This window comes from Pseudarthrobacter sp. MOO13 (genome assembly GCF_058267655.1).
In genome coordinates, this window is sequence record NZ_CM177848.1 from 3,585,490 (window position 1) to 3,608,793 (window position 23,304).

The window sequence follows — 23,304 nt, forward strand, 5'->3', positions numbered from 1 at the left end:
GCACCATGGCCCCGCGCCCCGTACGTTGGGGACTGCGGGGGACGTTCTCCGCACACTCCGGGATGATCCCCGGAGAGAGAATCAGAGTCACATGAAGGAATGCAGCCATGGCAACAGGCACAGTTAAATGGTTCAACGCCGAAAAGGGTTTTGGCTTCATTGCCCCCGATGACGGGTCCGCTGACGTATTCGCCCACTACTCGGCAATCGCCACCAGCGGCTACCGCTCACTGGACGAAAACCAGAAGGTCGAATTCGATGTGACCCAGGGCCCCAAGGGTCCGCAGGCAGAGAACATCCGCCCGCTCTAAGTCTTCGGCGGCTCCGGCAACTGCCGGGCCCCCCGTCCAGCGGCCCCTCCAACGAACGTTGGAGGGGCCGCTGTTTTTTGCCGGCGTTGTTTCGCCGGCGCTTGTTTTCGCCGGTGCTGTGTTTCACGGCATTGCGGGTTGGGGATAATTGATCCATGACCGGAAAGGACCAGGACCAGGATCCGTGGGTCGAGTTCGACGCACTCGGGCCCGCCGCACCCGACCGCGTCCCGGGCCAGCCCGGCGGCGAACCCCACGGCTTCGGATTCCGCACCGGCGTACGCAGCGCCCGGGTCGCCGTCGGCTTTGCCGTCTACGCCCTGGCCCTGGGCACCATCCTGGCCCTGACGGGTTGCATCGTGTTCATCGCCCGGCAGCAGTGGCTGCTGGTGGGGCTCATGCTGATGTTCGAGTCCATCTTTGTCTTTGCCTTCACGCGGCTCGTCGCCCAGGCGCGGCACCGGACACCGCGAAACGGTCAGGCCAAGTAACCCGACAAGCACCCTTGACCTTGACGCGGCGTCAACCCCTAGGCTCAAGGGCATGGAAGAAATCCGTGGCAACGGCTTGAGGGATTGGCCCATCCAGGATGTGGCCAGGATGGCCGGCACCACCAGCCGCACGCTCAGGCATTACGACGACATCGGGCTCTTGAAGCCCAGCCGGGTGGGCGGGAACGGCTACCGCTATTACGACGGTGCCGCCCTCCTTCAGCTGCAGCGGATCCTTTTGCTGCGGGAGCTGGGCCTGGGGCTGCAGGCCATCGCCGAAGTCTTCCAGCGCCAGGCCGACCCCGTCGCGGCGCTCTCCCGCCACCTTGAGTGGCTGGCGCAGGAGCAACAACGGCTGGCCCGGCAGGCGCAGTCCGTGCAGCAAACCATCGAAACAGTGAAGGCAGGAGGCCAACTGATGGCTGAGAACATGTTTGACGGCTTCGACCATACCCAGTACCGGGAGGAGGTCGAGGAACGCTGGGGCAAGGACGCCTACGCCGCATCTGATGCGTGGTGGCGGGGGATGGACGCCGCGGAAAAGCGGGCGTGGAAGTCCAGGGTGGAGGAGCTGGGCAGGGACTGGAACGCGGCCGGCGCTTCAGGGGTGACGGCGGATGGACCGGAGGCCCAGGACCTGGCACGCAGGCACGTGGCCTGGCTCCAGTCCATTCCCGGAACTCCCGCTGCGGCCGCCGGCGGCGACATCAAGGGATATGTCACCGGACTCGCTGACATGTATGTTGCGGATCCGCGTTTTGCCGCCAACTACGGGGGCATGGACGGGGCCGCCTTCGTGCGGAGCGCCCTGCGCATTTTTGCGGAGAAGCACCTCTGAGGGCACCTGTCAGCGGTTGGCGTTGACCCGCCTGGCCCTCTTGACCCGCCGGACGATGAGCAGGACCACGGCCACGGCGAGCGCAGCGTAGACAGCGTAGTTCAGGACGTGTGAATACTTCTCGATGAGCTGGTACTGGGTGCCCAGCAGGTAGCCGAGGCCAATGAGGGCTCCATTCCACAGCCCGCTGCCGGCGAGGGTGAAGAGGCTGAAGGTGGCCGGTGGCATCGCCGCGGCCCCGGCCGGCAGCGAGATCAGGCTGCGGATGCCTGGGAGGAGGCGGCCGAAGAAAATGGACGATCTTCCGTGGCGGCGGAACCAGGCCGCTGCCTGTTCAAAGTCCTCCCGGTCCACCAAGGGCAGTTTGGACAGCCAGCGGATTGAACGTTCCAGGCCCAGTTTTGCGCCGAGCCAATAGAGCAGCAGGGCACCCAGGTAGGCGCCCAGGGTGCTGGTGGCGAAGACAAGGAGCAGGTTGAGGGAACCTTGCTTGGCAAGGTAGCCCGCCAGGGGAAGGATCACCTCGCTGGGGATGGGAGGCACCACCGTCTCCGCGAGCGTGAAGGCACCCACGCCCCACTCGCCCAGGGTGTCGATAGCCCTCGCCGCGAAGCCCACGATGCCCGTGAGTCCGTCGGTGGGGCTGGCTGCACCGGTCATGGTTGTCCACATACGTCTGTCCCCGTTCGCTGGCATGGCCGTCCGTTACCCGTCATGTCCACAATACGGGCCGCGGAATTCGTCGAGCGCCCCAAGGTCCCCGGAAGCGCGTCCCGGGGTCACCGGTGCTTGAACTGCGGCTCACGCTTTTCTGCGAACGCCGCCATCCCTTCCTTTTGGTCCTCGGTGGCGAACAGCGAGTGGAAAAGCCTCCGTTCAAACAGGACCCCTTGGGCCAGCCCGGTTTCGAAAGCTGCATTCACGGCTTCCTTTGCCGCCATGGCAGCGGGCTTCGACTTGGCGGCGATCAGCCCGGCTGCCTTGAGGGCCTCGGACACCACTTCCTCCGCCGGTACGACCCGGGAGACAAGTCCGCACCGGTCCGCTTCCTCGGCACCGATGAACCTGCCGGTGAGGATCAGGTCCATGGCCTTGGCCTTGCCGATCGCGCGGGTGAGCCGTTGCGAGCCCCCCATCCCGGGAAGTACGGCAAGGTTGATTTCCGGCTGGCCGAACTTGGCGTTGTCCCCCGCAATAATGAGGTCGCACATCATCGCGAGCTCGCAGCCGCCGCCCAGGGCAAACCCGGACACCGCCGCGATGGTGGGGATCCGCAGCCGGGTGAAGTCCTCCCAGCCGCGGAACCAGTCCGCGGTGTACATGTCCATGTAGCCCTGATCAGCCATTTCCTTGATGTCGGCGCCCGCCGCGAACGCCTTGGCCGAGCCGGTGATCACCACGGCGCCTACGTTCGGATCGGAGTCCATCGCGGTCACGGCGGCGACCAGTTCCTCCATGGTGGCCTTGTTGAGCGCATTCAACGCCGATGGCCGGTTGAGGGTCACCAGCCCAACCCTGCCTTGTTGCTCCACCAGGATGTTGGCGTATTCAGTCATTCGGGGCTCCCGTCGTCGTGTGCTGCCGTGGTCCGGCTCCGGCCCGTTGCGTCCGTTCCTGTTGCCGCCGCCGTGGTGTCCGCGGCAGCCGGTTCCGCGCTGCCGCGGATATCAGTAATGATGGCGGAGAAGTCGCGGCCGGCGCCGCCCTCCGCGGCAAACGTATCGTAGATGCGGGCGGCGAGCGCCCCCATATGTCCTGCCACTCCCGTGCTGTTGAGGGCATTGACCGCCAGATTGAGGTCCTTGGCCATCAGCGCCGCCGCAAAACCCGGCTGGTAGTCCCTGTTGGCCGGACTGGCGGGGACGGGTCCCGGTACCGGGCAGTTGGTGGTGAGCGCCCAGCATTGGCCCGAGGCCGCGGAGGCGACGTCGAACAGGGCCTGGTGGCTCAGGCCCAGCTTTTCGCCGAGGACAAACGCCTCGCTGACCGCGATCATGGAAACGCCCAGGATGAGGTTGTTGCAGATCTTGGCAGCCTGGCCCGCACCGTGGCCGCCGCAATGGACCACGCGTTTGCCCATCACCTCCAGGAGCGGCCGCACCGACTCGAAGTCCTGCGCTTCGCCGCCGGCCATGAATGTCAACGTCGCTGCTTCGGCGCCCACCACGCCGCCCGAAACGGGCGCGTCGACCGAACGGTGGCCTGCTTCAGCGGCCAGGCGCGCGGCCTCCCGTGCCTCATCGACGTTGATGGTGGAGCAGTCAAGGAACATGGTGCCCGGCGGAGCCGCAGCCAGCAATCCGGGTTGTCCGGCGTTGCCGCGGTAGGCGTCCAGGACGTGTCCACCGCTGGGGAACATGGTCAGCACGACGTCGGCCTCCGCTACGGCGCCAGCCGCGCTGGCCGCGACCGGCACACCATGTTCCCGTGCCGCTTGGACGGCGGCAGGCACCACATCGAAAGCAACCACCGCATAGCCGGCCCGGACCAAGTTCACGGCCATGGGACCCCCCATGTGCCCCAGGCCGAGGAAAGCCACGGTTCCCGTCTCAGGCATGGTCCGCCTCCTCGGGTGCCCGTTCCGGGTGCAGGTCCAACTCCCGGCCCTCCAGCGGTTCGAAGAACCTGTCCACCTGTCCTGGAAGCACGTCAGCCAGTGTTGCCGGTTTCCACTGCGGATTCCTGTCCTTGTCCACAACTTGGGCGCGGATGCCTTCGCGGAAGTCGGGACCGGCCAGGAACCGGATTCCGGCACGGTACTCCTGGGCAAGCGCTTCATCCAGGGTCAGTCCAGCGGCCCGGCGCAGCGACGCCAGGGTGACCTTGACAGAGGTGGGTGACTTGGCTTCAATCGTGTCGGCCGCCTCCACCGCAGCCTCCCTCCCGGGCCCCGCCCACTCCCGGAGGCGCCGGACGATCCCGGCTGCGTCATCCGAGGCGTAGCAGGCGTCGATCCAGTCACGGTGCCCGGCGAGCAGCGAGTCCGGGGCCGGCCGGGTATACCGTTCGACGACGTCTTCCGCGTCATGGTCCACAAGGGCGGCCGCCAGGTCCGGCAGCGATCCTGACGGTACGTAGTGGTCCGCAAGGCCAAGGAACACCGCGTCGCCGGCGCCAAGATGCGCGCCGGTCAGGGCAGCGTGCGTTCCGGCCTCGCCGGGTGCGTGCGAGAGCAGGTAGGTGCCACCAACGTCCGGGGCGAATCCGATGGTGGTTTCCGGCATGCCCGTCCTGGTCCGCTCCGTGACCACCCGGACACTCCCGTGCGCGGAGATCCCCACCCCGCCGCCGAGGACCAGGCCATCCATGAGGGCCACGTACGGCTTGGGATACCGGGCGATCAGGGAGTTCAGCCGGTATTCTGCCTGCCAGAAACCTGCCGTCCGGTGTCCGCCGTGCAACATGTCCTCGTAGATGGCCACAATGTCGCCGCCGGCGCAGAGGCCGCGTTCCCCGGCGCCCTGCACCAGGACGGTGGCGACGTCATCGTCCCCGGCCCACGCGGTGAGCTGCCGGAGCATCAGGTCCACCATTCCGGCGGTGAGTGCGTTCACGGCTTTAGGCCTGTTGAGCGTGACCAGGCCCAGCCGGCCGCGGCGCTCCAACAGTACTTCCGGGTGCCCGTTGCCGGCGGCACCATCCATTCCCTTGGCTGCGGTCATCGGCTGGCTGCTCCTTCGCATGGTGGCCGGACGAGTGATCCAGGTCATTCTGGTTGCGAATATACCCGCCGCGTCATGCTGGGGACCAACCGCGTGCGGTGCCGCCCGGACTGGCGGGAGGCTTTACCCGGCGCGCAGCTGCCAAGGTAAGTTAGGAACCGTGAAGATAGCTACCTGGAATGTGAATTCGCTCCGTGCCCGCGCCGACCGTGTTGAAGCCTGGCTCCAGCGCAGCGACTGCGACGTCCTGGCCATCCAGGAGACCAAGTGCAAGGACGAGAACTTTCCGTGGGAGCTCTTTGAACGGATGGGCTACGAGGTTGCCCACTTCGGCGTAAACCAGTGGAACGGCGTGGCCATCGCCTCCCGCGTTGGACTTGAGGACGTGGAGCGGACATTCCTGGACCAGCCCTCGTTCGGCAAGGCCGGCAAGGACCCCGTCCAGGAGGCCCGCGCCATGGCTGCCACCTGCGGCGGCGTCAGGGTCTGGAGCCTGTATGTCCCCAACGGGCGTTCCCTGGACGACGAACACATGCCTTACAAGCTCAAGTGGCTGGAAAGCCTGAAAACGCACGCCCAGGGCCTGGTTACGGACAACCCGCAGGCGCAGGTCGCATTGATGGGCGACTGGAACATCGCCCCGTTCGACGACGACGTCTGGGACATCGACTTGTTCGTCAACAACCGCTACACCCATGTCAGTCCGCCGGAGCGTGCGGCGTTCCATGCCTTCGAGTCCGCCGGCTTCACCGACGTTGTGCGCCCCTATACCCCCGGCCCGGGCGTCTACACGTACTGGGACTACACCCAGCTCCGGTTTCCCAAGAAGGAAGGCATGCGGATCGACTTCATCCTGGCCTCCCCCGCCTTGGCAGCCCGGGTCACCGGCGCCTCGATCGACCGCGAGGAACGGAAAGGCAAAGGCGCCTCGGACCACGCTCCCGTGCTGGTGGAGCTGGCGGACTGATGACAGCCCCCTGCGCCCATCCAAGGAGACCGTCATGACGGGAAACCTCTACCGGGGCCAGGCAGGCCTGCCATTTTCCTCCACACTGCGCGTCTACGAACCCTTGGACGCCTTTCCGGCGGAACAACGACCCGCCCTCCAGGCCGCCGGCGAGCGCGCCGCGTCCCGTGCCGCCGTCGAAAACGCTGAACTGCTGGCCTCGCTGGGACGGATCACCCGCTCCGGCGGTGATCCGTTTCCCACCGGGCGCACCGACCTGGTGCGCGTCACCACCGCGCCGGCACCGGACGGCGGAACGGCCGACGACGGCGCTGCCGCCGGCACCGCGCCAGTGTTGCTGTACTGCCCCAGCCAGCTGGTCCTGCGCGCCGGGCTGGCCGCCAACGCCCTGATGGAAGGGATCCACGGCCCGCTGGCGGAGCTGCTGATCCCTGAGGAACAGCGCGACCGGCACCAGGAGCGGATCGACCTGGTGAAGGCACGGGACGGATCCGTCCGCGTGCACACGCGGGCCTCCACCTGGGGCATCCCGTTCAGTTGGTTCTCGCTGTTCATGGAGTCCGACCGCAAGGACGTCGTGGAAGCCGCCGGCCGCATCCTTACGGTCCGCGTCTGGGCCCCGATCACAGACGCCTTGGAGCGGGCCCGCTACGCCGTGGCCAACCTGGCGCTGGCCGCCCCGGACCTTGACATGCTTGACGACCTGGCACAGCTGACCGAATGGCTGGAGCTGTTCCACGTGAACTCCATGGTGGAGCTGGACTATGGTGCCGTCGCAGACAAGGTGTACCCGGACGAATCACCCATGGACATCAGGCTGGGCATCGAGTGCCTGGCTGAGGGCGACATGACCGGCGCCGCGGCCGCCTATCGCAGGCTCGCCTCGCGCTGGATCCCTATCCGGCAGCTTGCCCGCGCTTCTTGAGGCCGTTTCACGCCTTGGGCGGCGCGGTGGTGCGCCGGATAATCAGTTCATGCGGAGCAACGGCGGACCGGACGGACCCGATGTCCCCGTCCAGTTCGTCCAGGAGCATCTTGGTGGCCAGTTCGGCCTGCTCATCCGGGCGTTGCCCAACGGTGGTGAGGCCCATGGCCTCCGCGAAGTCGTGGTTGTCGATCCCCACCACTGACAGTTCGCCGGGGATGTTAACGCCGAGGCGGTTGGCTTCGAAGATGACCCCCATGGCCATTTCGTCAGACGCGCAGAAGATTGCTGTGGGCTTCGGCCCGGAACCGGACCAAAGGCGGCGGAAGGCTTCCTGGCCGCTGCGCACCGTGAAGTCGCCCCATTCGTCCCACTCCGGCCGGGTGGCAAGGCCTGCGGCAGCCATGACGTCCTTGAACGCCAGGATGCGCACCCTCGGGACGTCGAAGTTGAGGTCGGTCTCGTCGTCGCCGTGCAGCAACGCGATGTCCCGGTGGCCCAGGTCGATCAAGTGCCGGACCGCCGTTGAGGCTGCCGCGTAGTCGTCAATGCCGATGTAGGGGCACTCTTCGACGTGGCCGCCCACCACCACCAGCGGGATGTCGATTTTTTGCAGGTGTTCGATTTCTTCGTGGCTGAGCGCCATGCAGAGCACCAGCAGGGCATCGATCTGCTTGTAGACCATGGTCTTGCTGAAGAGCCGCTCGCGGTTGCTGCCGTGGCCGCCGAGGTTGAACAGGGAGAGGTTGTAATGCCGGGCGTGCAGCTCGCGGTCCGCACCCTCGATGGCCTTGGAGAAGAACCAGCGGCTCACGAACGGCGCCAGGACGCCAATGGTCTTGGTGCGTCCCGTGGCCAGTCCGGAAGCAGAGGACGATGCCACGTAGCCCAGGTTTCCCGCGACTTCGAGTATTTTCTCCCTGGTGGCCGGCGAGACGCGGGGCAACCCACGGACGGCGCGGGAGACGGTTGCGGTTGAGACTCCGGCGGCCGCTGCCACGTCCTCGATGCTGACGCCATTATGGCCGCCCCGTTGGGACCTTTCCGTTGTCCGTGCCACCGTGTCCCCTCATAACTCCTGCGCGGCGCAGAGCCGGCTGGCCCTGCGTCTACCCCCAAGCCTCGTATTTTTCCATTCCGCGGCCGGGCAGTGGTAACTGTGGCGGGGACCGCTGTTTTTAAGTGCGCCTACTTGCGGGCCGGCAGCCTACGCCGCAGGCGCACCATTCCGTACAGGGCCAGCAGGGTTGCCAGCAGGCCCAAGGCCCAGCCAATGGCCGGCTGCGCGGTAATTTCCATCCACACAGTGACCACCAGGAGGACCACTGCCCAAAAACCAAGGAAACCGATGATGATGTCGAAATCCTCGCCCGACCTGACCAGCCGGCTGCGGTTGCCCGCCCCCGCTGGTGTGCGGGGGCGGGCACCGTGATCCGTCACTTGACCGCACCTGCCGTGAGGCCGGCGACGATCTTGCGCTGGAAGACCAGGACCAGGATCACCAGCGGAATGGTGACAATGGTGCCGGCGGCCATGATGGCCGTGTACGGGATCTGGTTGGGCTGTGCACCGGCGAAGTTGGCGATTGCCACCGTGACCGGCTGGGTTGCGTCGCTGGACAGCTGGCTGGCAATCAGGAACTCATTCCAGGATGAAATGAACGCCAGGATTGCCGTGGTGAAGATTGCCGGCGCCGCCAGGGGCATGATGACCTTGCGGAATGCCTGCCCCTGGGTGCAGCCGTCAACGCGGGCCGATTCCTCCAGCTCCCACGGCATTTCCCGGAAGAACGAGGTCATGGTGTAGACCGTCAGCGGGAGCACGAAGGAGATGTTGGGGATAATCAGCGCCTGGTAGGTGCCCATCCAGCCGATGTTGGTGAACAGCTGGAAAAGCGGGGTGATCAGGGCAACGCCCGGGAACATGGAAGCACCCAGGATGAAACCGAGCACCAGGTACTTGAACCGGAAATTCAACCGGGCCAGGGCGTAGGCAGCAAACACGCCGATCACCAGCGATACGACCGTCACCACGCCGCCAATGAACACGCTGTTCAGCAGTGCCTGTCCGAACCTGTTGCCGAAGGACGTATCGAAGGCGGTGATGAAGTTGTCCATGGTGACATGGGTGGGCAGGATCGAGGTGTCGTACGTGAACCCGACCTCGCGGAAGGCGGTGACCACCATCCAGTAGGCCGGTGCGAGGCACCAGATCAGGACGACGACGGCACTGATGTAGGTCCTGCCCTGGGCCCACTTCTCCCGGTTCTGGGCAGTTTTGCGACCCTTGTCCTGGCGTGCCCGCAAGGCGGTGGCGTCTGCTGTTGCCGTGGTCATTTCTTCCCCTTTCCGGTTGCGCCGCTCTGCTCAACCACATTTGCCCCGAGGAAGCGGACAAAGATGAAAGCGACCAGGAAGATGATGATGAACGTGATGGTGGACAACGCCGCCGCGGAATTGAAGCCCTGCCTGATCTGGTTGATGACCAGGATGGACAGCGTGGTGGTGTTGTTCGCGCCGCCGGTAAGAATGTACGGCAGGTCGAACATGCGCAGTGCATCCAAGGTACGGAACAGGATCGCCACCATCAGCGCCGGTTTGACCAGCGGCAAGGTGATGAGCCGGAACCGCTGCCACGCGGACGCACCGTCCACCTTGGCCGCCTCATAGACTTCGGCCGGAATCATCTGCAGGCCCGCAAGGATCAGCAGTGCCATGAACGGCGTCGTCTTCCAGACGTCGGCAATGATGACGGCCCACTTGGCCGGCCACTCGCTGCCGGTCCACAGGATGGTGGTGTTGAACAGCTTGTTGGCGATGCCCTCGAAAGCGAAGATGAAGAACCAGAGCTTTGCCGTCACAGCCGTGGGGATGGCCCACGGCACCAGGACGGCCGCGCGGACGAGGCTCCGGCCCCGGAAGGTGCGGGCCATGATCACAGCCATCCAGAAACCCAGCACCGTTTCCAGCGTCACCGTCACGATTGTGAAGAAGAACGTGGTGGCAGTGGCGGACCAGAATTGGCCGCCCAAGGTGCCCGGCGGGCAGGCGACGGTACCGCCGGCGGGCGCGGAACACTGTTGCGCCAGCCAGTTGACGTAGTTTTGGATGCCGGCCGAGCCGCCTGCCGTGAACAGGCCGGTGGCGGGATCGAGGCCGGCGTCCTTCTGGAAGGACATCACGATCGCGCTGATGATGGGGTACACGATCACAATGCCCAAGGCCACGATGGTCGGGGCGAGCAGCCAGGACGCCCAGCGACCCTGGCTTGCGATCCTGTTGTCTTCCCCTACGCCCTTGGGCGCGTGATGGACAGGGGCAGCGCCCGACGCCGGTGACTTAACCGGCGTCGGGCCTAGTTCGGTTGCCATGGCAGGACTACGATCCTGCACCGGCGGATTGAATGGCGTTCTGCATGTCGGAAAGTGCAGCGTCCACTGTCTTTTCTCCCTTGATAGCGGAGTAGGCATTATCTTGGATTGCCTTGGTGACAGCCGGGTAGAAAGGCGTTACGGGACGCGGTACGGCGTTCTCGATGGACGTCTTCAGGACCGGCAGGTAGGGCAGCTTGGCAACCAGTTCCTGGTCTTCATACAGCGAGCCGAGGACCGGAGCCAGGGAACCCTGGGTGGCGTAGAACTTCTCGGTCTCCGCGGAGGTCATGAACTTCATGAAGTCCAGTGCGGTGGCTTTGTTCTTGGAGTACACGCTGGTGGCGAGGTTGTGGCCGCCCAGCGAGGACGCACCAGGGCCGCTCTTGCCGGGCAGTGCCGCAAGGCCGGTCTTGTCCTTCACAGCCGAAGATCCTTCGGTGGTGATCAGGTTGAAGGCGTAGGGCCAGTTGCGCAGGAACAGGAGCTTTCCGCTCTGGAATGCCTGGCGGCTGTCCTCTTCCTTGTAGGTGATGGCTTCCTTGGGGATGTTCCCGTCAGCGTAGGCCTTGGCCAGGTTGCCCAGGCCGGCCTTCGCTTCCGCCGTGTTTACGCTGGGCTTGCCGTCCTTGTCCAGGACTGAGCCGCCGGCGGAGTTGATGGCCTCGGATGCGTTGACGGTCAGGCCTTCATACTTGCTGAACTGGCCGGCGTAGCAACCAATGTTGTTCTGCTTGGCGATGGAGCACATGCTCATCATCTCGTCCCAGGTCTTGGGAGGCGTGGGAACCAGGTCCTTGCGGTAGTACAGGATGCCGCCGTCAGAGGTTTGCGGGGCCGCGTAGAGGGTGCCCTTGTAGGTGGCGCTGTCCACGGTGGGCTTCAGCATGGCGCTGGTGTCGATCGCCATCTTGTCCTTCAACGGCTGCAACCAGCCCTTGGCCGCGAACTCCGCGGTCCAGACAACGTCGACGTCAACAACGTCGTAGTCGGACTGCTTGGCCTGGAAGTGCTGGACCAGGTCGTCGTGCTGCTGGTCGGCCTGGTCGGTCTGCTCCTTGAAGGTGACCTTTTCATTCGGGTGCGCGGCATTCCACTTGTCAATGAGCGGACGGACGACGTTGCTGTTGTCCTTGCCCTGGACATACGTGATGGGGCCGCGGCCGTCGAGGTTGGCATCAGCATCGCTGCCTCCCCCGCCGGTGGTGCCCCCTCCGCCGCCGCCGCAGGCGGACAACGTCAGGGCCAGAATGCCGGCCGTGGCGGCCGGAAGCAGGAATCTCGGGGTTTTCATTAGCTTGAAGCTCCTCGCTGAGTGACAAGTAAGTCGACAGTGCGCTTGTAGGTGAGGTTGATGTGGTGACCATCACACTAGTAAGGTTGCTGTCGCGAATGCAAGCGTTTACATCAAAAAGTTATCTTAGGGGAACCAAATGCCCAACCCATCCGTTCCGGTACCCCGTCCCGTACCCTCCGCATGGTGGGCGGACGCGGTGGTCTACCAGATTTACCCCCGGTCCTTCGCCGATGGGAATGGCGATGGGATGGGCGATTTGCGGGGCGTCCTGCTGCGGCTCCCCTACCTGGAAAAGCTGGGCGTGGACGCTGTCTGGCTCTCCCCCTTCTACAAGTCGCCCCAGGCCGACGGCGGTTACGACGTCGCCGACTACCGCCAGGTGGATCCGCTCTTCGGCACCTTGGCGGACTTCGACGCGATGTTGCAGGAAGCTCACCGCCGCGGCCTGAAGGTCATCGTGGACCTGGTCCCAAACCACACTTCCGACGAACACACCTGGTTCCAGGCGGCGCTGCGGGCAGCCCCGGGAAGCCCGGAACGGGAACGGTACATCTTCCGTGACGGCAAGGACGAAGTGCCGGGATCGGGGGATGGCCGGCTGGCGCCCAACAATTGGAAATCCATCTTCGGCGGACCGGCATGGACCCGCCTTACCAACGCTGACGGCTCACCCGGCCAGTGGTACCTGCACCTGTTCGACACCAGGCAACCCGACCTGAACTGGGAAAACCCGGAAGTACAGGAGGAGATGCGCTCCGTGCTGCGCTTCTGGCTGGACCGCGGTGCGGACGGCTTCAGGGTGGACGTGGCCCATGGACTGGTCAAAGAGGCAGGCCTTCCTGACTGGGACGGAGCCGCGGCCATGGTGGAAGGAACAACGGGTCCGCGCAGGGAAAGCCACCTGCCCGGGGATGCTCCCCACGCCCACACCGATGCCGAGGAGCCGCACCGGGCCGTCTCGCCGATGTACCCGCCATCGCCCTTCTTCGACCAGGATGGCGTGCATGAGATCTACCGCGACTGGAACCGGGTCCTGGCCGAATACGGAGGGGACCGGATGATGGTGGCGGAAGCCTGGGTTGAACCCGCCGAACGCCTGGCCAGGTACGTCAGGCCGGATGAGATGCAACAGGCCTTCAATTTTGATTTCCTGCTGGCCGGCTGGGATGCCGGGCGGATGGCTGACGCCATCAATGCGTCCTTGGCAGCGGCCGCGTCCGTGGGCGGTCCGTGCACGTGGGTGCTCAGCAACCACGACACCGTGCGGCACAGCACAAGGTTTGGACTCAAGGATCCGACCACGTTCCCGAAGGGCATAGGCGCCGGTGACGAACAACCGGACGCTGCCCTGGGCCTTGCCCGCGCCCGCGCCGCCACGTTGGTTGCGCTGGCATTGCCGGGTTCGGCCTACCTCTACCAGGGGGAGGAGTTGGGGCTTCCGGAGCACACCACCCTTCCCGACGCGGCCAGGCAGGATCCGACATTCTTCAGGACCCAGGGCGCCGAGATCGGCCGCGACGGGTGCCGCGTCCCGCTGCCATGGGCCCAGGGCGAACCGGGGTTCGGGTTCTCCGGCGGGGACTCCGGCCAGGCGCCCTGGCTCCCGCAGCCGGACAGCTTCGGCCCCCTGGCTGCGGACCAGCAGGACGGCGAGGAAGGTTCAACCCTTGAGCTCTACCGGGCCGCTCTTGCGTTCAGGTCGGCGCGCCACCTTGGCAGGGGAACCGTTGAATGGACAGATGAGCACGCGCCGGACAGTGGGCTGCTGGCATTCCGGAACGGAGATGTCATAGTCCTGTCCAACCTGGGCTTCGCCTCGGCACCTGTGCCCAACGGTTACACCGTAGCGCTGTCCAGCGGGCCTCAACCGGCCAGCGACCGGGCAGCGATGCGGGAAGTTCCCGTGGACTGCACCGTCTACCTCCTTGAGGACTGACCCGCAGGAGGACTGACAGTCGGGCCCGCATGCAGTTCAGCGGACCCGCTCAGCCCGGCTGAAGCGCGTCCGCGCCCCGGCACCGATGTGGATGAGGACCGGAATCTCCTTGCCCACCACGGCGTCCAAGGCGTCCAGGAGCCCCGATACCTCGGCAGCCAACAGGTGTGGCGCCACACCCTGGCGGGGCAAGAGCCGGACCTTGAGCGCGGGCGAGCCCTTCACGTCATAGGTGGTGACGGTGGAACCGGCAAGGTCTGGACGCCCCTCAAGGGCCTGCTTGAGCGCCTGTTCGGCGACGCCGCCTCCGATCCGGACATCGCCGGGAACATCACCGGGGTCGTACTCGGCCGCGAGGACGTTGGCCCGGCCCTTTCCCTGTTGCGCAATCCAGCCAACCATGAGTCCCATGAGGACCAGCAGCGCCAAGGCCACCGCGATCCACAGCCAGCTCTCCTGCTGTCCGGGGAAACGGGTGGAATTGAAGGCCTGGGTAATGCCTTCCCACGCCCCGGAGGCCCAAGCGTGCCACCACGGACCGATTGCGGGCACAACTGCCAGCAAGACCAGCAGCAGGCCCGCCGTCAGCAGGACAACGCCCAGCAGGGTGAGGAGGATCCGGTTCAGCAGGGCAGGGGTACTGGTCATGCGCCGATCACCCCGGACGGGGCCACGTTGACGCGGGCAACGGGGGCAGGTTCCAGCTGCATCTGGTCCAGTTCATCGCTGACTGCGGCAAGGACGCGGCCCTGGTCCACCGCAACACCGGAGGTGGGCCGGACGTTCACCAGGACCTGGCGCTGGGAGACCACCACCATGACTTGCTCCGGCGTGACATTCGCAGCCAGCCGGGCACGGCGTGCGATCGAGGACGCCACGACTTCGTCGTCCACCACCGCGGCCGAGGACCCGCCACGACGGACGGCGGCCAGCTGGTGGCGCGCCCGCCGTCCCGGAAGTATCCCGTTGAGCAAGAAAATGACACCCAGCATGCCCAGCACCCCGCCGATCGCTCCCAGCAGCAGTGGCGGTACGCCGGACGGCAGATCCACGATCCGTTGGGCCGCCACCTGCGGCTCAATCAGCCAGGCAGGCTGCCCGACGGCATGGACACCGGATTCGAGGACGCCGTAACCGGCCAGCACCAGGACCAGGGCGGCAGCTGCGATCGAGACCGCGGCGCGCGTCGAATGCGTCTCGCGGTAGGTGATCCGGCGCATGTCCGGCCCATCGTTCCCCCGGGCATTAGCCCTTGCACGGCGGTTTTCCACGCTGCCGCTCATTGCACCCGCCCTCCTGTGCTGATCTTTGCCCCGCTGATGCGGATATCCACCCGGCTCAGCCTGGAACCGCTGAGCTCCGAGACCGTCTGCAGAATGGCCGCCTTCGCCTTGACCGTGCGGTCCCAGATGGATCCACCGGATCCCTGGACCCGCGCGGGATCAAGCACAACCGATTCCAAAGGCGGGATGCTGATGGGCGCCACGAGGGACAAGGCCAGCAGGCCGTCGTCGTCCGTCCAATCCGCCCGCACGTCCTGCGCCTCGACGCCCAAGGCCTGTGCGGCGGCCGCCTTGGCGAGGCTGGTCAATGCCTGTGTACTGATCCGGTTGTGGCCGCTGAGCGCCTGCCCACTCGCAACGGGCGCTGGTGAACTCATGAGGATGAACGCCGGCCGATGATGGCATCGATCACGCCGCGCAGATCCAGCTTCCCCTCGGCGGCGCGGCCCAGGACGGCACCGATAGCCATGAAGAGCAGGGACGCGATGAATCCCCACAAACCGAACTGCAATGACATGAAGGCCACGAAGGCGCCCATGGCCGTACCCGCAACGGTGAGGTTCACAGCAACGCCTCCCGGTCCACAGCCGCCGGCGCCGCCGGCTTGACCGGCGGTGGCACGTACACGTCCGTGATCTCGACATTCACTTCAATGACCTGCAGGCCAACCAGTTCTTCGACGGCGCGGTAAACGGCGGCGCGGACGTCATTGGCCAGCGAGTGCAAGGGGGTCCCGTAACTTGCCACCAGGGTGATATCCACGGCTACCTGCGTTTCGCCCACTTCCGCGTGGACTCCGGCTGCATGGTCCGAACTGCCGACGGCATCACGGATGGCACCCAGCGCACGGGACGGAGCCGAGCCAAGGGAATAGACGCCGGGAACGGACCGTGCCGCGATTCCCGCCACCTTGGCTACGGCGGTTTCGGAGATTACGGTGCGCCCGGGCCCCGGACTCGTCACCGGGCTGGCGGCAGGACGGCTTGGCACCACGGGTTGTGGGTTCTGGTCTTCCATCAGGCACTCCCCCTTCTGTTGATTCCACCCTATCCCCAGCCTGCGGCAGATGCGCCGGAAACACTGCGGGGCGCCGCGCCCAAGCTTCTGCCCGACGGAAAAGGCCCAGGCGGGGAAGCCCCCAAGGACATCCCCGCCTGGGCGGTATACGGCCGGAAATTACCGGCGGTGGATCAAAAAAGGCCTACTTGTAGAGGCCCTCGCCGCCTACCCGCACGTTGGTAGGCAGGTAACCGAACGGGCCAAGGCCGTTCCGGCCAAAGCTGCGGTCAACCTGCGAGACGCCGTTGCGGAAGTTGATCTTCACGGTCGGCGACAGCGAGCCGCCGCGGACGCCGTTGACGTTGTCGATGAACGACTGCACCAGGCCGCCGGGCTGCACGTAGTGCGAATAGGCCTGGAACTGCCGGCCGTTCTGCTTCGCGGAGGGGCTCTCCGGTGCGTTGGCTGCCAGGTTGAGGTCCGTCGGGGATCCCAGGGCAAGGCCGCTGTTGTTCATCGGCTGGAAGTCGGAACGGATGCCGTCACCCGCGAAGCCGTAAACGCCGTCGGGACCGCGCATACCGGCTGCATAGGTGAACTGGTGGCTGATGGTGAAGAGGTAGTACTTGTTCTTCCCACCCTCATTCTGGATGAAGATCTGCGGCCGTTCAGTCTGGTCGTTCACGCAGTTCGCCGAAAGGATCGGCGGGAGGAAGGACCACTTGGTCAGGTCCTTGTTGTCGGCCACAGCGAGGCCAACGTTTGCGGTCTGGTAGTAGGCGCCGCTGTTCTGGACGTCGCTGACGTTTTCGGCGTGGGGATCGCCCGGCTTATAGCCGAGGTCCTCGTCCTTGCACTTGTAATCGCCGCGGGTGCCGCCGGTGTTGCCTTCGAAGACCATGTAGGTCTTGCCGGGGTGGGCCGGGTCAACGAACGTGTAGGGGTCGCGGAACGCGAAACCGGGGTTCTGCGCCTTGGTCTGGTACATCTTGCCGTCCGGTTCCAGCAGCTTGGTGTGCTGGAACCCATCAAACGTGACGCCGTTCTTGTCAGCATGGATGTTGCCCAGGGCCTTCGCGATCGCAGCATCGGGGGCAATGCCGCCGCCACCGGCATTGCGCTGGGCGATGTCGTAGAACGTGGTGGCCGTGTAGAACACGTTGACGTGGTCACCCTGCATCAGGCGGGTGGAGCCGGACCACTCGGTGTTGCCGATGGAGGTGTTGTCCAGGAACAGGTGGCCGCCGTAGTTCCACTTGTCCTTGGCCGGGTCAGCGTTGGTCTTGCGGAAGAAGTAACCGATCCGGGCATTCCAGTGGCGCTGGTCGAAGCCGTAGCCGGCGTGGCGGTCAGCCACCAGGGAGAAGATGACATCCCAGCCCTTGTAGCTGATCTGGTTGGCATTCTCGTCGGTCAGGGACCAGGTGTCCCAGACCCAGACGTCGTCGTTCATGGTGGGGAAATCCTGGGGAATCTCGGGCATGGTGACGTCGGGGCTCATGGAGTTTTCACCCGGAGTGACCGTCGAGTCGCTCTGGGCCATGATCTGCTTGGCGTCGGCACGGGTCCACTTGGACGTGAAGTCCGACGCCGGATCGAACGCCTGCTGCGTATGTCCGGTCGGGAGGGGGAAGCCCGGAGCGGGTGCCGGCATCTGCTGCACGGCGGGCGGATCGGACGGCTCGTTCGCCTGTGCCGAGGGGACGGCCAGGAAGGCCGAGGCGGCGACGGCCGCGGCCAATGCTGCGGCGGCGGGGCGCCACCGCAGCATCCGGTTTTGGGGGTGCTTGTGCATTGTTGCTCTTCTCGCGGAGTTGTAACTGTTCGTGGAAGACGGGCATATGCCCATTGCCCCGAGAACATCCGCGGCCCCGGCAACACCTCAGGTGCCGTCGGAGACGCCTTTGTGTGTCGGGAATCAACAGGGCCTGGGTAGGGCCCCGGGCAGATGGGAAGCATGCTTCCCCTTGCCGCGATCCACGCTATGGGGCATCCCGCAGCCATTTCAAACCCTGTTTCAGCGCTCCGAATGACCTACCGGCGGGTAAGGTGCAAGCGCTTACGCAATCCAATGCGCGCGCGTGCCACAACGGTTTGGCGCAGGTCAAATGTTTCGTGGCATGGTCGATTTTTTTGTTTCAACCTGCCCGGATGTTGCGCAGGCCACTGGCTGAGCCGAAGCCAGAGCGCCTCTGCGGCGGGCCCCTTGGGGGAGAATCGCGTGCCGGGTTCGAGGCCGGGCAGCCAGTGGGGCAATGCCGGACACTTGGGCGCAGCGTTCGAGGCCGGGATTCCGGGCCGGGCCCCATACGGGCCGCGGATCTTTATCTGCACGCCCCATAGGCCCTTGGCGACGCGAAGATGCGGGTCGCACTGATGCCCGTGGATGGCGCACGATGCCACGCCTTAAACGAAGAAAAGCACCAGTTCCGAAGAACTGATGCTTCCCAGTGGTGGCTCCGACCGGCGTCGATCCGGTGACCTTTCGATTTTCAGTCGAACGCTCTACCAACTGAGCTACAGAGCCTAGGTGACTAGTCACCATGAGAGCCGGAATTTCTTCCAACAATCAGAGCGACCCTGACGGGACTTGAACCCGCGACCTCCGCCGTGACAGGGCGGCGCGCTAACCAACTGCGCTACAGGGCCTTGCGTTTCTTGCTTTCACAGTATCTCTACCGCTTTTTTCAAGGCTTCCAGCCTACCAGACTTTTTCTGCCTGCCTGACCAGTTCCTTGCGTACCCCCAACGGGATTCGAACCCGTGCCGCCGCCGTGAAAGGGCGGTGTCCTAGGCCGCTAGACGATGGGGGCCAGAACCCATTCGGCACAAAATAAAAGGCGTCAAGCGATGCTTTCCGTCTTTGCCCTTTGCGTTTCTCCGAACTGGACTCAACAACTATAGGGCCTTCGCAGGAATTATCCAAAATCGGCCAAAAACACCGCCATTCCGCCATTGCAGGGGCCAAGATGGACGGATGGATGCCGTCGCAGCCCTCAACGAGATTGCTTTCTGGCTGGAGCGCGGGCGCGCTGCCACCTTCAAGGTGCAGGCCTTCCGCAAGGCCGCCGCCACCATCGGCGCCCTGGACCCGGACGAACTGGCGTCCCGCGCACGGTCCGGGCGGCTGAAGTCCATGAAGGGGATCGGCGACCGGACCTACGCCGTGATCCGGGAGGCCGTGGACGAACAAGTTCCCGAGTACCTGGCGGACCTCCGGGAGAAGGGAGCGCAGCCGCTGGCTCCCGGCGGCAGGGACATCCAGGAGGCGCTGCGCGGCGACCTCCACAGCCACAGCGAATGGTCCGACGGCGGCTCCCCCATCGAGTTGATGCTTGCCGCCGCGGAGGTGCTGGGCAGGGAGTACGTGGCCCTGACAGACCACTCCCCCAACCTCACGATCGCCAACGGCCTCTCGCCCGAACGCCTGCGCGACCAGCTTGACGTGGTGGCGGGCATCAACGGCAAGGGCGGACCCACCCGGCTCCTGGCAGGCATCGAGGTGGACATCCTGGAATCGGGAGAGCTGGACCAGGAACCGGAACTGCTGGACAGGTTGGACATCGTGGTGGCCAGCGTCCATTCCAAGCTGCGTGCTGACCGCAAGACCATGACCACGCGGATGCTCGGCGGAATCACCGACCCGCGGACCAACATCCTGGGCCACTGCACCGGCCGGCTGGTGGAGGGCTCGCGAGGGACCAGGCCGCCGTCGGAATTCGATGCCAAGGAAGTTTTTGCCGCCTGCGCAGAGCACAACGTCGCCGTGGAGATCAACTCCCGGCCGGAGCGGCAGGACCCGCCCGACGCCCTGATCCAGCTGGCTTTGGAGGCCGGCTGCCTGTTCTCGATCGACAGCGATGCCCACGCACCCGGGCAGCTGGATTTCCTGCAGTACGGCGCCGAACGGGCGGCCCGAAACAACGTACCCGTTGAGCGGATCATCACCACCTGGCCGGCGGACAAGCTGCTGGCCTGGGCCGCAGCCCCGTAGGGCCGGCCCCGCCGGGCACCGGGGAGTCCCCCAACCGCCGTACCTCGTTGTCCGATTCCCGCCAGCCGGGCTCCTCCGCCGCCGCTACATTTGGTTCATGCCCTCATCCAGCCCCGGACCCAAAGCACTCACTCCCCCAGCTCCCGCGGCTGTCCCGGTGAGGGCCCTCGGCGTGGCGGCCATGGCGGTCACCGTGCTGCTGTGGGCTTCGGCATTCGTGGGAATCCGCGCGATCGGCCCGCATTTCTCCCCCGGCTCCCTGACGTTGGGCAGGCTGGCGGTTGCCGCCGTCGTCCTGGCCATCCTGGTGCTGCCGCAACTCCTCAGAAGCCGCGTGGTGCCCCGGGGTCGGGAGTGGCTGCCCATCCTTGCCTACGGAGTGATGTGGTTCGGTGGCTACAACGTGGCGCTGAACGCTGCCGAGCACATCCTGGACGCAGGCACCAGCGCCCTGCTGATCAACGTCAATCCCATCCTGGTGGCAATCATGGCCGGCATCTTCCTCAAGGAAGGTTTTCCACGCTGGCTGCTGATCGGCAGCACGGTGGCCTTTGCCGGTGTCGCGATGATTGCCATCGGTTCCGGGCAGCCGCGCACCCCGGGCGGGAGTACGACGGCGGACCTCGCCGGCGTGGCGCTGTGCCTCCTTGCCGCGGTGCTCGCCGCAGTCAGCGTCATCATCCAGAAGCCGGTGGTGCGGAAGTTTCCCGCGGCCCAGGCCACCTGGTTCGGAATCGTGGTGGGTGCCCTGTGCTGCCTGCCCTTCGCCGGGCAGCTCGCGGCCGAAGTACAGGCAGCTCCGCCGCAGGCCACCTGGGGGCTGGTATACCTGGGGGTCTTCCCCACCGCTATCGCCTTCACCACATGGGCCTACGCGTTGTCTTTGGTGGATGCCGGCAAGCTGGCCGCCACCACGTACCTGGTACCAGGAACCACCGTCCTTATCTCCTGGCTGTTGCTGGGCGAGATTCCTGCCGCCTGGGGACTGGCAGGTGGCTTGGTGTGCCTCCTGGGCGTCGGCCTGACCCGGCGCAGGACCCGGGCGCCCGGCGGGCGGCGCCGCCCGCATCGGGGCTAGAGTCGAACTATGCCAGCCAGCCTGCCACCGGGCCTGCCGATTGTCCCCTCGAGTCCGGACGGAGCAGCCCCTAACGAACCGGTTGCGGACGCGCCCTCCGGATTCGCCATGTCCCCGGACGAGTTCGAGACCGCCGTCCAGGATGCCCTGGACAGTATTCCCGACCGCCTGGCCCGCGCCATGGACAACGTGGCCGTCTTCATCGAAGACGATTATGTTCCCGGCCCCGGGGAAGATCCGGACGCCGTCCTGCTGGGCCTCTATGAAGGGGTGCCGCTGACGGAACGCGACTCGTGGTGGGATGCCGGTTCCCTGCCGGACCGCATCACCATCTTCCGCGAACCCATCCTGGAGATCTGCGGCTCCCGGGATGATGTGATCCACGAAGTGGCCGTGACCGTCGTCCATGAAATCGCCCATCACTTCGGCATCTCCGATGCCCGGCTGCACGAGCTGGGTTGGGGCTGAGCAGGCTCCGGCCTGCGACCGATTCCGCGACACGCCCTATCGGCCAGCACCACGAATGACATTCTTGTGGTTTATGTTATTGCTGTGACTGCTGTTGCCAATGTGCATCGAGTCACGTAACCTCGGACTGCTGGCGAGCAGCTGAGGGGCACCGTCGTGCCGCATCCAGAACCTCACTCCCAGCCCAATTGTTGCGAGGTCTCTGCACATGGCTTTACCCGGATCCGGCCGTACAACGGCCGTGCTGTGCGCCGCCGTCGTACTCTTTGCCTCCGTTGCCACACCCGCAGCAGCCGTACCGGCGCCTTCCGCGCCGCTGTCCGTTCCGGCATCGCCGGACATCCCGTCCCCGGAAGATATTGCCGCGGCAAAAGCCAGCGAAACCGCGACGGCGGACCAGGTCACCGCGATCGAACGCATTCTCGCCGACGCATCCACGGCCCAGCAGGCGGCCTTCGCCGTGGCGATGCAGGCAAACAACTCCTACAGCGAAGCGCTGGTTGAGCTGCAGCAACGGACCCAGGCTGCGTCCGCGGCCTCCGCCCGCGCCTCGTCCGCGAAGGAGCAGCTGGACAAATCCCGGAAACAGGTAGGGCAACTCGCCGGAGACCTTTACCGCAACGGCGGACTGAACCCCACGCTCGGAACCCTGGCCAGCGGTGGGGACAGCCTGCAGCAGGCCGCCACGCTCGAAGCCCTGTCCGCCAGCCGGAGCCGCGCTTTTGAAGCTGCGGGTGCCGCGGCCACCGCGTACCGCTCCCTGACGGCATCCGCCGACGATGCCACCAAGGCCGCCGACGATGCTGCGAAAACCGCCGAGCAGCGGAAGTCCCAGGCCGAAGAGGCCAACGCCGCGCAGGCCAAAGCCGTGTCCGACGCGAAGGCGCAGCGGAGCATCCTGGTGGACCAGCTGGCGCAGCTCCGGAACACCACCGTTGCGCTGGAATCGGCCCGGGTTGATGCCCTGGACAAGCAGCGTGAAGAAGCGCGGCTTGCGGCTTTGTCTGCCGCTGCCGACAAAGCGGCACAGGACAAGGCAGCCCAGGACCAAGCGTCACAGGACCAGTCCGCTGCGCAGAACGCCCCGGCCCGGAACACGCCGGCCCAGGACACGGCACCTGCTCCCGCCGCTCCGGCCCCGGCGGCCCCGGCCCCGGTTCCAGCCCAGCCGCCTGCAGCTCCGGCACCCGCCGCACCCGCTCCCGCGGCCCCGGCCCCCGCTGCGCCCGCACCGGCCCCTGCTCCTGCCAACCCCGCGCCGGCGCCGGCGCCGGCGCCCGCTCCCGCGCCCCCGTCAACCGGCGCTGGGACCTACGAGACGGCGATCGCCGTCGCTTTGGGGAAGGTTGGCGCGCCGTACTACTATCAGTGGGGCGGTACCGGCGTGTACGGCTTTGACTGCTCCGGCCTGGTGCAGAACGCGTTCGCCGCCGCCGGAAAGTACCTCCCGCGCACCGCGTCCCAGCAGTACGCTGCCGCCCCTGTCCACGTCCCGATCTCACAGGCGCGCCGCGGCGATCTCCTGGTGTGGGGCTCGGCTCCGAACTTCTACCACGTGGCCATCTACCTGGGAAACGGCCAGGTGGCGCAGGCGCTGAATCCGCAGGAAGGCATCACCGTCTCCAGCATCAGTTCCATGGTGGGAATGGACCTCTACCCGTACGCCGCCCGCTACTGAGCCGTAC

Annotated in this window: 25 protein-coding genes and 3 tRNA genes; 10 read left to right on the forward strand and 18 right to left on the reverse strand. The window is 65.9% G+C overall.

Annotated features, from left to right (window positions below):
- Positions 1-107: 107 nt before the first annotated feature.
- The 3 genes from AC4EEO_RS16335 (at position 108) to AC4EEO_RS16345 (ending at position 1,640) form a co-directional block, all read left to right on the forward strand.
- On the forward strand, positions 108-311 hold the full coding sequence (locus AC4EEO_RS16335) for a cold-shock protein (RefSeq protein ID WP_009357211.1): 204 nt from the start codon (positions 108-110) through the stop codon (positions 309-311).
- A gap of 155 nt (positions 312-466) precedes the next feature.
- Positions 467-802 carry a hypothetical protein gene (locus tag AC4EEO_RS16340; RefSeq protein ID WP_285320452.1) on the forward strand — a complete coding sequence of 112 codons (336 nt, stop codon included), beginning with the start codon at positions 467-469 and terminating at the stop codon, positions 800-802.
- A gap of 52 nt (positions 803-854) precedes the next feature.
- Positions 855-1,640, forward strand: coding sequence for a MerR family transcriptional regulator (locus AC4EEO_RS16345; protein ID WP_109045847.1), 786 nt, complete (start codon positions 855-857; stop codon positions 1,638-1,640).
- A gap of 9 nt (positions 1,641-1,649) precedes the next feature.
- Here AC4EEO_RS16345 and AC4EEO_RS16350 read toward each other — a convergent pair whose 3' ends face one another.
- The 4 genes from AC4EEO_RS16350 to AC4EEO_RS16365 all read right to left on the reverse strand — a co-directional run bounded on the left by AC4EEO_RS16350 (position 1,650) and on the right by AC4EEO_RS16365 (position 5,302).
- Positions 1,650-2,312 (reverse strand): DedA family protein, encoded by a 663-nt coding sequence (locus tag AC4EEO_RS16350; protein WP_133831143.1) that lies wholly within the window; start codon positions 2,310-2,312, stop codon positions 1,650-1,652.
- 107 nt (positions 2,313-2,419) lie between these two features.
- Positions 2,420-3,196 (reverse strand): enoyl-CoA hydratase, encoded by a 777-nt coding sequence (locus AC4EEO_RS16355; protein WP_109045845.1) that lies wholly within the window; start codon positions 3,194-3,196, stop codon positions 2,420-2,422.
- On the reverse strand, positions 3,193-4,197 hold the full coding sequence (mmsB, locus tag AC4EEO_RS16360) for a 3-hydroxyisobutyrate dehydrogenase (protein ID WP_109045844.1): 1,005 nt from the start codon (positions 4,195-4,197) through the stop codon (positions 3,193-3,195). The genes AC4EEO_RS16355 and mmsB overlap by 4 nt, the downstream gene beginning before the upstream one ends.
- Positions 4,190-5,302: an enoyl-CoA hydratase/isomerase family protein gene (locus tag AC4EEO_RS16365; RefSeq protein WP_491340438.1), complete on the reverse strand. Its 1,113-nt coding sequence runs from the start codon at positions 5,300-5,302 to the stop codon at positions 4,190-4,192. Before AC4EEO_RS16365 ends, mmsB begins: the two co-directional genes overlap by 8 nt.
- A 160-nt stretch (positions 5,303-5,462) precedes the next feature.
- Between AC4EEO_RS16365 and AC4EEO_RS16370 the strand changes: the two genes are divergently transcribed.
- Together AC4EEO_RS16370 and AC4EEO_RS16375 are read left to right on the forward strand one after the other, a co-directional pair.
- On the forward strand, positions 5,463-6,269 hold the full coding sequence (locus tag AC4EEO_RS16370; protein ID WP_026264965.1) for an exodeoxyribonuclease III: 807 nt from the start codon (positions 5,463-5,465) through the stop codon (positions 6,267-6,269).
- 34 nt (positions 6,270-6,303) lie between these two features.
- Positions 6,304-7,194: a DUF8083 family protein gene (locus tag AC4EEO_RS16375; protein WP_018763102.1), complete on the forward strand. Its 891-nt coding sequence runs from the start codon at positions 6,304-6,306 to the stop codon at positions 7,192-7,194.
- A 7-nt stretch (positions 7,195-7,201) separates the two neighbouring features.
- Here the strand turns inward: AC4EEO_RS16375 and AC4EEO_RS16380 are convergent, their stop codons facing one another.
- From AC4EEO_RS16380 to AC4EEO_RS16400, 5 genes are all read right to left on the reverse strand, one after another.
- Entirely contained in the window at positions 7,202-8,254 is a 1,053-nt protein-coding gene (locus AC4EEO_RS16380) for a LacI family DNA-binding transcriptional regulator (protein WP_018763101.1), read from the reverse strand.
- Between the two features lie 128 nt (positions 8,255-8,382).
- Entirely contained in the window at positions 8,383-8,634 is a 252-nt protein-coding gene (locus tag AC4EEO_RS16385; protein ID WP_018763100.1) for a hypothetical protein, read from the reverse strand.
- Positions 8,631-9,530, reverse strand: a complete 900-nt coding sequence (locus tag AC4EEO_RS16390) for a carbohydrate ABC transporter permease (RefSeq protein ID WP_018763099.1) — start codon at positions 9,528-9,530, stop codon at positions 8,631-8,633. The genes AC4EEO_RS16385 and AC4EEO_RS16390 overlap by 4 nt, the downstream gene beginning before the upstream one ends.
- Positions 9,527-10,564 carry a carbohydrate ABC transporter permease gene (locus AC4EEO_RS16395; RefSeq protein ID WP_018763098.1) on the reverse strand — a complete coding sequence of 346 codons (1,038 nt, stop codon included), beginning with the start codon at positions 10,562-10,564 and terminating at the stop codon, positions 9,527-9,529. Before AC4EEO_RS16395 ends, AC4EEO_RS16390 begins: the two co-directional genes overlap by 4 nt.
- A 7-nt stretch (positions 10,565-10,571) precedes the next feature.
- Entirely contained in the window at positions 10,572-11,858 is a 1,287-nt protein-coding gene (locus AC4EEO_RS16400; RefSeq protein WP_018763097.1) for an ABC transporter substrate-binding protein, read from the reverse strand.
- A 139-nt stretch (positions 11,859-11,997) separates the two neighbouring features.
- On the opposite strand from AC4EEO_RS16400, the gene AC4EEO_RS16405 reads away from it, so the two are divergent.
- The gene (locus AC4EEO_RS16405; RefSeq protein WP_491339293.1) at positions 11,998-13,797 is read left to right on the forward strand and encodes a glycoside hydrolase family 13 protein; all 1,800 of its coding nucleotides are present in this window, start codon (positions 11,998-12,000) and stop codon (positions 13,795-13,797) included.
- A gap of 36 nt (positions 13,798-13,833) precedes the next feature.
- Here the strand turns inward: AC4EEO_RS16405 and AC4EEO_RS16410 are convergent, their stop codons facing one another.
- The 9 genes from AC4EEO_RS16410 to AC4EEO_RS16450 form a co-directional block, all read right to left on the reverse strand.
- Positions 13,834-14,445 carry a hypothetical protein gene (locus tag AC4EEO_RS16410; protein WP_018763095.1) on the reverse strand — a complete coding sequence of 204 codons (612 nt, stop codon included), beginning with the start codon at positions 14,443-14,445 and terminating at the stop codon, positions 13,834-13,836.
- Positions 14,442-15,080, reverse strand: coding sequence for a hypothetical protein (locus tag AC4EEO_RS16415; RefSeq protein ID WP_491339294.1), 639 nt, complete (start codon positions 15,078-15,080; stop codon positions 14,442-14,444). The genes AC4EEO_RS16410 and AC4EEO_RS16415 overlap by 4 nt, the downstream gene beginning before the upstream one ends.
- Positions 15,077-15,457, reverse strand: coding sequence for a hypothetical protein (locus tag AC4EEO_RS16420; protein ID WP_133831151.1), 381 nt, complete (start codon positions 15,455-15,457; stop codon positions 15,077-15,079). The genes AC4EEO_RS16415 and AC4EEO_RS16420 overlap by 4 nt, the downstream gene beginning before the upstream one ends.
- A complete protein-coding gene (locus AC4EEO_RS16425; RefSeq protein WP_018763092.1) occupies positions 15,454-15,645 on the reverse strand; it encodes a membrane protein in 192 nt (63 codons plus the stop codon). Before AC4EEO_RS16425 ends, AC4EEO_RS16420 begins: the two co-directional genes overlap by 4 nt.
- Entirely contained in the window at positions 15,642-16,097 is a 456-nt protein-coding gene (locus AC4EEO_RS16430) for an Asp23/Gls24 family envelope stress response protein (RefSeq protein WP_491339295.1), read from the reverse strand. Before AC4EEO_RS16430 ends, AC4EEO_RS16425 begins: the two co-directional genes overlap by 4 nt.
- 184 nt (positions 16,098-16,281) lie before the next feature.
- Positions 16,282-17,874, reverse strand: a complete 1,593-nt coding sequence (locus tag AC4EEO_RS16435) for a glycoside hydrolase family 68 protein (RefSeq protein ID WP_018763090.1) — start codon at positions 17,872-17,874, stop codon at positions 16,282-16,284.
- Between the two features lie 656 nt (positions 17,875-18,530).
- A tRNA-Phe gene (locus AC4EEO_RS16440) sits at positions 18,531-18,606 on the reverse strand.
- 48 nt (positions 18,607-18,654) lie between these two features.
- A tRNA-Asp gene (locus AC4EEO_RS16445) sits at positions 18,655-18,728 on the reverse strand.
- Between the two features lie 91 nt (positions 18,729-18,819).
- Positions 18,820-18,892, reverse strand: a tRNA-Glu gene (locus AC4EEO_RS16450).
- 164 nt (positions 18,893-19,056) lie between these two features.
- On the opposite strand from AC4EEO_RS16450, the gene AC4EEO_RS16455 reads away from it, so the two are divergent.
- From AC4EEO_RS16455 to AC4EEO_RS16470, 4 genes are all read left to right on the forward strand, one after another.
- A complete protein-coding gene (locus AC4EEO_RS16455; RefSeq protein WP_018763089.1) occupies positions 19,057-20,073 on the forward strand; it encodes a PHP domain-containing protein in 1,017 nt (338 codons plus the stop codon).
- A 97-nt stretch (positions 20,074-20,170) separates the two neighbouring features.
- A complete protein-coding gene (locus AC4EEO_RS16460) occupies positions 20,171-21,151 on the forward strand; it encodes a DMT family transporter (protein ID WP_491339296.1) in 981 nt (326 codons plus the stop codon).
- Between the two features lie 9 nt (positions 21,152-21,160).
- The gene (locus AC4EEO_RS16465) at positions 21,161-21,619 is read left to right on the forward strand and encodes a metallopeptidase family protein (RefSeq protein ID WP_026264962.1); all 459 of its coding nucleotides are present in this window, start codon (positions 21,161-21,163) and stop codon (positions 21,617-21,619) included.
- Positions 21,620-21,827: 208 nt separating this feature from the next.
- On the forward strand, positions 21,828-23,297 hold the full coding sequence (locus AC4EEO_RS16470; protein ID WP_491339297.1) for a C40 family peptidase: 1,470 nt from the start codon (positions 21,828-21,830) through the stop codon (positions 23,295-23,297).
- Positions 23,298-23,304: the final 7 nt, after the last annotated feature.